Below are 9,026 nucleotides of genomic sequence, written 5' to 3'. Positions count from 1 at the left end.
GGTCTATTGCGACGGCGCCGCTTTCAAGAAGGGCGACGAGGCACTGCGCGACGCCTTCGACGTCGAACTGGCCAAGATGAAGAAATCGGGCGAGTTCGCCAAGATCATCGAACCCTACGGCTTCTCGGCGGCGGCGGCGATGTCGACCAGCCGCGACAAGCTCTGCGCGGCGAAGTGATTTTTCCTTCTCCCCGTTCAACGGGGAGAAGGTGTCACGAAGTGATGGATGAGGGGCGGCGCCAAGTTCTGAGACTCTAGTGCCGCCCCTCATCTGCCTGCCGGCATCTTCTCCCCGCAAACGGGGAGAAGGAGCTAAACCCAACGTTGGAACGTAAATGACCCAGTGGTCCGGCTATTTCGGCCTGATATTGCAGGGAGCGCTTGTCACCATCGAGCTGACGCTGATGGGGTCGGTGCTGGCGTTGATCATGGCCTTCCTCGCCGGCATGGGGCGCGTATCGCGCTTCTTTGCGCTGCGTTGGTTGGCCACCGCCTATATCGAATTCTTCCGCGGCACCTCGATCTTCGTGCAGTTGTTCTGGGCCTATTTCGTGTTGCCCTTCATCGGCATTTCGCTGACGCCGCTGCAGGCCGGCGTGCTGGCGCTCGGCCTTAATGTCGGCGCCTATGCCGCCGAAGTGGTGCGCGGCGCCATCCAGTCGATCGGCCGCGAACAGTACGAAGCCTGCACCGCGCTAAATCTCGGCCGCTGGCAAGGCATGCGCCACATCATCCTGCCGCAGGCGCTGCTGGTGATGCTGCCGACCTTCGGCAACAACGCCATCGAGTTGCTCAAGGCGACCGCCGTGGTGTCGCTGATCTCGCTCACCGACCTGACCTTCCAGGCGCAGGTGGTGCGGGCGCAGACCGGCAACACCATGGTGCCGTTCGCCACCATTCTGTTCATCTATTTCATACTCGCCCTGCTCATCTCGTGGGGCGTGCGCTCGCTGGAACGGCGCATGGCGCGCGGCCTCGATGGGGTGCGTGCCTGATGGCCAATTCCCTTCTGATAAATTGGGCTTACTGATGGAATGGGATTGGAATTTCGTCTGGGAAATCATGCCGACGCTGATCCAGGGCGTGAAGATCACCATCCTGGCGACGCTGCTCGGCTCAGTGCTGGCGGCGACCGTCGGGCTGGGCATCGCGCTGGCGCGCCGCTCGCCCAACAAGGCGTTGTCACGCACGGTCGGCTTTCTCGCCGAGTTCATTCGCGGCACGCCATTGCTGGTGCAGCTCTATTTCATCTTCTACGTGCTGCCCGACATCGGCATCCTGTTGCCGCCGCTGGTCGCCGGTGTCATTGGGCTCGGGCTGCACTACGGCACCTACACGGCCGAAGTCTACCGCGCCGGCATCGACAATGTGCCGCGCGGCCAATGGGAGGCCGCCAAGGCCTGCAATCTAAGCGCCAGTCAGACCTGGACCCACATCATCATTCCGCAGGCCATTCCGCCGATGATCCCGGCGCTGGCCAATTACTTCATCGCCATGTTCAAGGAAACGCCGCTGCTGTCGGCGATCACCGTGCTGGAACTGATGAACCAGGCGAAAAGCGTCGCCAACACCTATTATCGCTATGTCGAGCCGATCACGCTGGTCGGTGCCTTCTTCCTCGTCATCAGTCTGTTTTCGGTCGTGCTGCTGCGCTGGCTGGAACGTCGCTACGGCAAGATCAAGAGGTAGCCGATGAAACCCTTGCCCGAGATCAAGGTCTATCCGAAACGGCCGGCGCTGGATGCGCGCCCGCTGGAGCGGCGCGTCGGCCTGATCATCCTTGCGACCGACCACACCAGCGAGCCGGATTTCCGCCGCATGGTGGCGAGCGAGCGGATCGGCGTCTATGTCGCGCGCATTCCCTATGCCAACCCGACGACACCGGAAAACCTGCGCAAGATGCAGCCGGCGCTGATAGCAGGCGCGGCCCTGATCCTGCCGGACGAGAAGCTCGATGCCATCTGCTATTCCTGCACTTCGGCGTCGGTGGTAATCGGCGATGCCGAGATCGAGGCGGCGATCCAGGTCGCAAAGCCCGGCGTGCCGGTGGTCACACCGCCGATGGCGGGCGTGCGCGGGCTGCGTGCGCTGGGCGCAAACAAGCTCAGCATCCTCACTCCCTACACGGTCGAAACATCCAGGCCGATGGCCACCTATTTCGCGGCGCGCGGCTTCGAGATCGTCAGCTTCACCTGCCTCGGTTTCGAGGATGACCGCGAGATGGCGCGCATCGCACCGGCAACGCTTGTCGATCTTGCGCGGGAAGCCACCGGCGCCACCGCCGATGCGCTGTTCGTGTCCTGCACGGCGCTGCGTAGCGCCCTCGCGCTCACCGGCATGGAAAAGGCGATCGGACGTCCCGTGGTGACCAGCAACCAGGCGACCGCCTGGAACTGCCTGAGATTGTGCGGGGATGAGGCGCCGCATCCTGAGTTCGGGCGGCTGATGACGTTGCCGTTGGTTCAGTAAGACGATGTCCCACATTCACGAGCGACCCCCTCTGGCCTGCCGGCCATCTCCCCCTCGAGGGGGGAGATTAGCTGCTGCCCGGCTTTCGCCAATCACCGACGTGACAGGAAGAACGGCAGCGTCGAAGCTGCCAATCTCCCCCCTCGAGGGGGAGATGGCCGGCAGGCCAGAGGGGGTCGCCCCATGACGCGCGCCGTCGCCCTAGCGGACATCCGTATCGCCCGTGACCGTATCGTCGGCAAAGTCGAGCGCACGCCGACCGTGCTGTCCCCGAGCCTATCCGAACAACTGGGCGTCCCCGTTCACCTCAAGCTCGAACACCGGCAGACCACCGGCAGCTTCAAGCTGCGTGGCGCCTCGAACGCCGTCGCCTCGTTGACCGCCGAACAGAAGGCGCGGGGCGTGGTCGCGGCCTCGACCGGCAATCATGGCCGCGCGCTGGCGCATGCGGCGAAGCTTGAGGGCATGCGCGCCGTAATCTGCATGTCGCGCCTGGTGCCCGGCAACAAGCTCGACGAGATCCGCCGGCTTGGCGCGGAGGTCCGCATTATCGGCGACAGCCAGGACGATGCCCAGCAGGAGGTCGATCGGCTGGTGGCGCAAGAGGGGCTGGTGATGCTGCCGCCCTTCGACCATCCCGACATTATCGCCGGGCAAGGCACGGTCGGGCTTGAGATAATCGAGCAGGTCCCGGATGCCGCCCTCGTTCTGGTCCAGCTCTCCGGCGGTGGGCTCGCCTCAGGGGTTGCTACGGCCATCAAAGGCGTCAGCCCCGGCACAAAAATCATCGGTGTCTCGATGGCGCGTGGCGCGGCGATGAAGGCCAGCCTCGATGCGGGCCAGCCGGTGCTGGTGGAAGAATTGCCGACGCTGGCGGATTCGCTCGGCGGCGGCATCGGCCTCGACAATCGGCTGACCTTCGCCATGTGCCGCGACCTGCTCGATGATGTCATCCTGCTCAGCGAAGAAGAGATCGCCGCCGGAATCCGTCACGCCTATGCACGTGAACGCGAGATCGTCGAGGGCGCGGGTGCTGTCGGCATCGCCGCACTGCTGGCCGGCAAGGTCAGGTCGGACGGGCCGATGGTTGTTCTGCTGTCCGGTCGCAACATCGATATGGACGCGCACCGCACAATCGTTTGCGGCGTAGCGCCATCGCTCAAGGAGCGTGCCGCATGAGCCGGATGACCATCCTTACAGAGAAAGAGTTGCGGGCGATCGTGACACTCGATCTCGATGCCGTCGCCTGCGTCGAAAACGCCTTCCGTGCGCTTGCCACTCTGCCGGTGGCGATGCCGCCGATCCTGCGGCTAGACATTCCCGAGCATCGCGGCGAGGTCGACGTTAAGACCGCCTATGTGCCCGGCATTGACGGTTTCGCCATCAAGATCAGCCCCGGCTTCTTCGACAATCCGAAGCTCGGCCTGCCCAGCGTCAACGGCATGATGGTGCTGCTGTCAGCCAAGACCGGCCTGGTCGAAGCGCTGCTGCTCGACAACGGCTATCTCACGGATATCCGAACCGCTGCTGCCGGCGCCGTCGCCGCCAAACATCTGTCGCGGCAGGACTCGTCCGTTGCCGCGATCTTCGGTGCTGGCGTCCAGGCCGGGCTGCAATTGGAAGCACTCATGCTGGTGCGGCCGATTGCCGAGGCGCGCATCTGGGCACGCGATGCGGCAAAGGCCGAGGCAACCGCCGGAGCCCTGCGCGAAAAGCTCGGCATTCTCGTGCATGCCGAGCCCGACGCGGCAAACGCGGTCGCCGGCGCCGACATCATCGTCACCACGACGCCTTCGACCGAGCCGCTGATCAAGGCCGGCTTCGTTTCCGCAGGGCAGCACATCACCGCGATGGGATCGGACGCCGAGCACAAGAACGAGATCGCGCCGGCAATCCTGCGCATGGCCGATCTCTATGCCGCTGACAGTGGCCGCCAGACAAAGCGGCTGGGTGAGCTGCATCATGCAATCGCGGCGGGCGTGATGGCCGCCGAGGGAGAGGTGACCGAACTCGGCCAGATCATCGCCGGCGCGAAACACGGACGGCGCTCGGCCAGCGACATCACCATCGCCGATCTCACCGGCACTGGCGTCCAGGACACGGCGATCGCCACGCTCGCTCGAGACCGTGCGCGGGTGGCCGGTTCCGGGGCCATCTTCGAAAGCTGATGCTGGCCGCAGGAGCATGATCCGGAAAAGTGGGAACCGGTTTTCTCGGACAAACGGTTTTCCGTTTGTCCACAGATCACGCTCAAACAAGAACGACGAGTTGGATTCAAAGCTGATACCGGCCGCAGGGCCCAACAAACGAGGACCAAGAACAATGCAACCGAACCTGAGATTCTCGCGCGGCGAATATGCGGATCGCCTCGCCAAGACACGCAAGGCCATGGAGGCCAAGGGCGTCGATCTTCTTGTTGTCAGCGATCCTTCCAACATGGCCTGGTTGACCGGCTATGACGGCTGGTCGTTCTATGTGCATCAGGCGGTTATCGTGCCGCCTTCGGGCGAGCCGGTCTGGTACGGCCGCGGCCAGGACGCCAACGGCGCCAAGCGCACCGCCTATCTCGCGCACGACAATATCGTCGGCTATGCCGATCACTATGTGCAGTCGACCGAGCGCCACCCGATGGATTTTTTGGCCAGCGTGCTTGCGGAGCGCGGCTGGGGCAAGCTGACAGTCGGCGTCGAAATGGACAATTACTGGTTCTCGGCGGCCGCCTTTGCGTCGCTGCAGAAGCATTTGCCCAATGCCCGCTTTGTCGATGCCACCGCGCTGGTCAACTGGCAGCGTGCGGTGAAGAGCCCGACCGAGATCGATTATATGCGCAAGGCGGCCCGCATCGTCGAGGCCATGCATCAGCGCATCTTCGACAAGATCGAGGTCGGCATGCGCAAATGCGATCTCGTCGCCGAAATCTATGACGCCGGCACGCGCGGCGTCGACGGTATTGGCGGCGACTATCCGGCGATCGTGCCGCTGCTGCCGTCGGGTGCCGATGCCTCGGCGCCGCATCTGACCTGGGATGACAGAGCGATGAAGCGGGGCGAGGGCACCTTCTTCGAGATTGCTGGCTGCTACAACCGCTATCACTGCCCGCTGTCGCGCACCGTCTTCCTAGGCAAGCCGACGCAGGAATTCCTCGATGCCGAGAAGGCGACGCTGGAAGGTATGGAAGCCGGGCTGGCTGCCGCGAAACCCGGCAACGCCTGCGAGGACATCGCCAACGCCTTCTTCGGTGTCCTCAAGCGATACGGCATCGTCAAGGACAACCGCACCGGCTATTCGATCGGGCTGTCCTATCCGCCGGACTGGGGTGAGCGCACGATGAGCCTGCGTCCCGGCGACCGCACCGAGCTCAAGCCCGGCATGACCTTCCATTTCATGACCGGCCTGTGGCTGGAAACGATGGGACTGGAGATCACCGAGTCCATCCTGATCACCGAAACCGGTGTGGAGTGCCTGGCCAATGTGCCGCGCAAGCTGGTGGTGAAGGATTGATGCCGATGTTGAATCTACGTCCATCACCGGTCGCGCCGACCGTCGATTTCGACTGCGACGGCATCCAGCACGGTTTCCTGCGCTTGCCCTACAGCCGCGACGATTCGGCGTGGGGCTCGGTGATGATCCCGATCTGCGTCATCCGCAACGGCAACGGGCCGGCAGCGCTGCTGACCGGGGGCAACCATGGCGACGAGTATGAGGGGCCGCTGGCCCTCTACGATCTCGCCAGGACCCTAGATCCCAAGCAAGTCAGCGGCACGGTGATCATCGTGCCGGCCATGAACTATCCGGCCTTTCGCGCTGGCACGCGCACCTCGCCGATCGACAAGGGCAACATGAACCGCAGCTTTCCCGGCCGGCCGGACGGAACGGTGACCGAGAAGATCGCTGATTATTTCCAGCGTGAGCTGCTCCCCCGCGCCGACATCGTGTTCGACTTCCATTCCGGCGGCAAGACGCTGGACTTCGTGCCGTTCTGCGCCGCGCATACTTTGCCCGACAAGGCGCTGGAACAGAAAGCCTTCGACGCGGTCGCGGCCTTTGCCGCCCCGTTTTCGATGCGCATGATCGAAATCGACGCCGTCGGCATGTATGACACGGCAGCCGAGGAGATGGGCAAGGTCTTCGTCAGCACCGAGCTTGGCGGCGGCGGCACGTCGCGCGCGCAAACCGTGCGGATCGCGCGGCACGGCATCCTCAATGTGTTGCGCCATACGGGCATTGTAGATGGTGCGGTCGAGAAGACCTCGACCCAGTGGCTCGACATGCCGTCGGGCGATTGTTTCTCCTTCGCCGAAGATGACGGCATGATCGAAACCATGGTCGATCTCGGTGAACCCGTCGAAAAGGGCGCGGTGCTGGCGCGCATCCATTCCACCGGCCGCACCGGCATCGCCCCGCAGGAAATCCGGGCAAAAATGTCGGGCATGCTGGCGGCGCGGCATTTCCCCGGGCTGGTCAAGGCCGGCGACTGCGCGGCGGTGGTGGCTGTGCACGTCTGAGCGATTCCGCCGAGGCTTGCTCCACCCGGTTCGCGTCCATCGTCACTTGCTCTTGATCCGTTGCGGAGCCTTCGGCGCGGCGGAAAGAAGCAGCATGGCGAGCGGAGTCGACATTGCAGGAGGATGTCACTATATAGCGGCGGCTTCGACCTGCGTGCCCGAGGGCAGCACCTCGAAGCAACTGTGAATGTGTAGTGTGTTGCGCCATCTATTGTGACGGAAATCGGCTCGGAAACCGGAAAAAAGCAAATAGAAACAGTGGCGCAGCGCTGGGCGTGACCCAGCCAACGGTACCGACCCCTCCAGAATCAGAAAATGCTCTTGACCCCTCGATTTCCTATGGCTCTGTGGACCTTGGACAGCATTGGCTTGCCGGACGACCGCGACTCGGCTGGAATGGGGACATGCATCCTTTGCGGGATGTCGACGTTTATGATTACCAACCGGCTTTGCCGCCAGGGAACAGCAGTATGAGTGAACACGCCATCGAATTCTTGCGGGGATGGATCGGCGAAAAGGTCCATTGCCAGTCCTCCCAGGCAAGGATAGACAAGCAGGCCGAAACCCTGGCCAAGGAGTGCGCCGCCGAGGCGGCCGAGGTCGGCATCCCGCTGGAGGACATCCAGGAAGAAGTCGGCGATATCCAGGAACTTATCGCATCCCGGCTTGAGGAAGCGGCCGAGGCCGAGGAAAGCCAGCAGGCCCCCGGAAAAGCCGCGGAATGATCAAAGCCGCGGAATGATCGCATAGCGGCGACGTTGTTTCAGCGCGGGCTTCTGGCCCGCGTTTTTGTCTTCAGCCAAACTTCTCCTTGAGCCACGCCTTCGGCAGCGCCGGCACGAAATTTCCGTCGCGTCCGGTCATATCGTCATTGGCAACCAGCGCGTTGAGGATTGCTTCCTCCACGGTCTGGATCACCGCTTCGAAAAACGGATCGATATCGGTGTCCGGAATAAAATCGGCGCTGGCGGTGCGGCCGGAGGGCGCCAGCGCCGCGCTCGCATTGGCGGTCGAGAAGGCGATAAAAATGTCGCCTGAACTGTGATAGCCGAAGCCGCCGGTCATGGCGACGCCGAGCGGTACCCGGCGGGCCAGCCGCTTCATCTGATGCGGCAGGAACGGTGCGTCGGTGGCGACGACGGCAATGATCGAGCCCTTTTCAGCACGCGGTGTGCCTTCGCGGACCGCCGGTTCGAGAAGCTCCGGCCCGGCGCACAGGCCGCGAATGGTGATATTGCGCCGTTTTCCAAAATTAGACTGCACGAAGGCGCCGACGGTGTAGGCACGGCCTTGCCATTCGACGATGCGCGACGCCGTGCCGGAGCCGGCCTTGAAGCCGAAGGTGATCATGCCGGTGCCGCCGCCGACGCTGCCTTCCTCGATAGGCCCGCCGCCGGCACCGTCGAGAGCCTGCGCAACATGCTCTGACGTCAAATGGTGGCCGTTGATGTCGTTGAGGAAGCCGTCATAGGTCTCCGCCGCCACCGGCAGCCCCCAGCCGCTGTCGAGCGCTGCCGGCAGCACGCTTTGCATCCAGCGCAGCGTGCCGTCGCGTGAGACACCGCAGGAATGGGTGTTGGTGATGGTGATCGGGAAGTTGAAAGCGCCGGTTTCCTCGACGATGTGCGAGCCGGTCAGTTCGCCGTTTCCGTTCTGGCTGAAAATGCCGGCGAAGACCGGCGTGGCGAGGTCGGCGAGCGGCCTGGGCAGGATCGCGGTCACGCCGGTGCGCACCGGCCCCTGGCCGACGACGAGCGCGCCATCGCCCGAAATCAGCGTCGCGTAGCCGACCGTCACGCCGTGCACATCGGTGATCGCGTTAAACGGTCCGGGCCGCCCATCGAAGCCGATGCCGAAATTTCGCGCGCGCGGTTTGCCTGAGGGCGTTGTCAGATGATGCGGATTGTCGGTCATGGTCTCAGAACAGGGATCCCTGATTGCCGGGCTCTTTGGCCTTGGCCGCCGGCTTGGCCACGGCTTTCGGTTTTGCCGTGCCGGTGATCGCCACCGCATCGGCGATGCCGTCGGCGAACTCGAGCGAAAGCGCCATTC

10 protein-coding genes are annotated in these 9,026 nt (G+C 63.7%); 9 read left to right on the top strand and 1 reads right to left on the bottom strand.

From position 1 onward, the window contains the following. The 9 genes from EN749_RS23860 to EN749_RS23815 all read left to right on the top strand — a co-directional run. On the top strand, positions 1 to 178 hold a 178-nt coding region (locus EN749_RS23860; RefSeq protein WP_128364089.1), incomplete at its 5' end, for a transporter substrate-binding domain-containing protein. A gap of 157 nt (positions 179 to 335) precedes the next feature. After that, on the top strand, positions 336 to 995 hold the full coding sequence (gene ehuC, locus EN749_RS23855; RefSeq protein ID WP_128364088.1) for an ectoine/hydroxyectoine ABC transporter permease subunit EhuC: 660 nt from the start codon (positions 336 to 338) through the stop codon (positions 993 to 995). Positions 996 to 1,029: 34 nt separating this feature from the next. Then, positions 1,030 to 1,689 carry an ectoine/hydroxyectoine ABC transporter permease subunit EhuD gene (gene ehuD / locus EN749_RS23850; protein WP_128364087.1) on the top strand — a complete coding sequence of 220 codons (660 nt, stop codon included), beginning with the start codon at positions 1,030 to 1,032 and terminating at the stop codon, positions 1,687 to 1,689. A gap of 3 nt (positions 1,690 to 1,692) precedes the next feature. Next, entirely contained in the window at positions 1,693 to 2,469 is a 777-nt protein-coding gene (eutA, locus tag EN749_RS23845; RefSeq protein WP_128364086.1) for an ectoine utilization protein EutA, read from the top strand. Between the two features lie 183 nt (positions 2,470 to 2,652). Then, on the top strand, positions 2,653 to 3,648 hold the full coding sequence (eutB, locus tag EN749_RS23835; RefSeq protein ID WP_128364085.1) for a hydroxyectoine utilization dehydratase EutB: 996 nt from the start codon (positions 2,653 to 2,655) through the stop codon (positions 3,646 to 3,648). After that, positions 3,645 to 4,637 (top strand): ectoine utilization protein EutC, encoded by a 993-nt coding sequence (gene eutC / locus EN749_RS23830; RefSeq protein WP_127396497.1) that lies wholly within the window; start codon positions 3,645 to 3,647, stop codon positions 4,635 to 4,637. Before eutB ends, eutC begins: the two co-directional genes overlap by 4 nt. Positions 4,638 to 4,791: 154 nt before the next feature. After that, on the top strand, positions 4,792 to 5,970 hold the full coding sequence (gene doeA / locus EN749_RS23825; protein WP_127396496.1) for an ectoine hydrolase DoeA: 1,179 nt from the start codon (positions 4,792 to 4,794) through the stop codon (positions 5,968 to 5,970). 5 nt (positions 5,971 to 5,975) lie between these two features. Further along, on the top strand, positions 5,976 to 6,974 hold the full coding sequence (gene doeB, locus EN749_RS23820; RefSeq protein ID WP_128364084.1) for a N(2)-acetyl-L-2,4-diaminobutanoate deacetylase DoeB: 999 nt from the start codon (positions 5,976 to 5,978) through the stop codon (positions 6,972 to 6,974). A gap of 404 nt (positions 6,975 to 7,378) precedes the next feature. Further along, positions 7,379 to 7,699: a hypothetical protein gene (locus EN749_RS23815; protein ID WP_245491484.1), complete on the top strand. Its 321-nt coding sequence runs from the start codon at positions 7,379 to 7,381 to the stop codon at positions 7,697 to 7,699. A gap of 70 nt (positions 7,700 to 7,769) precedes the next feature. Here the strand turns inward: EN749_RS23815 and EN749_RS23810 are convergent, their stop codons facing one another. After that, the gene (locus tag EN749_RS23810; RefSeq protein WP_127396494.1) at positions 7,770 to 8,888 is read right to left on the bottom strand and encodes a P1 family peptidase; all 1,119 of its coding nucleotides are present in this window, start codon (positions 8,886 to 8,888) and stop codon (positions 7,770 to 7,772) included. Positions 8,889 to 9,026 lie beyond the last annotated feature (138 nt).

It is taken from the genome of Mesorhizobium sp. M7A.F.Ca.ET.027.02.1.1, from assembly GCF_004022985.1.
Classification (GTDB): domain Bacteria; phylum Pseudomonadota; class Alphaproteobacteria; order Rhizobiales; family Rhizobiaceae; genus Mesorhizobium.
Note: the sequence above shows the minus strand (reverse complement) of the source record. Positions and strands in the feature narration are given on the sequence as shown.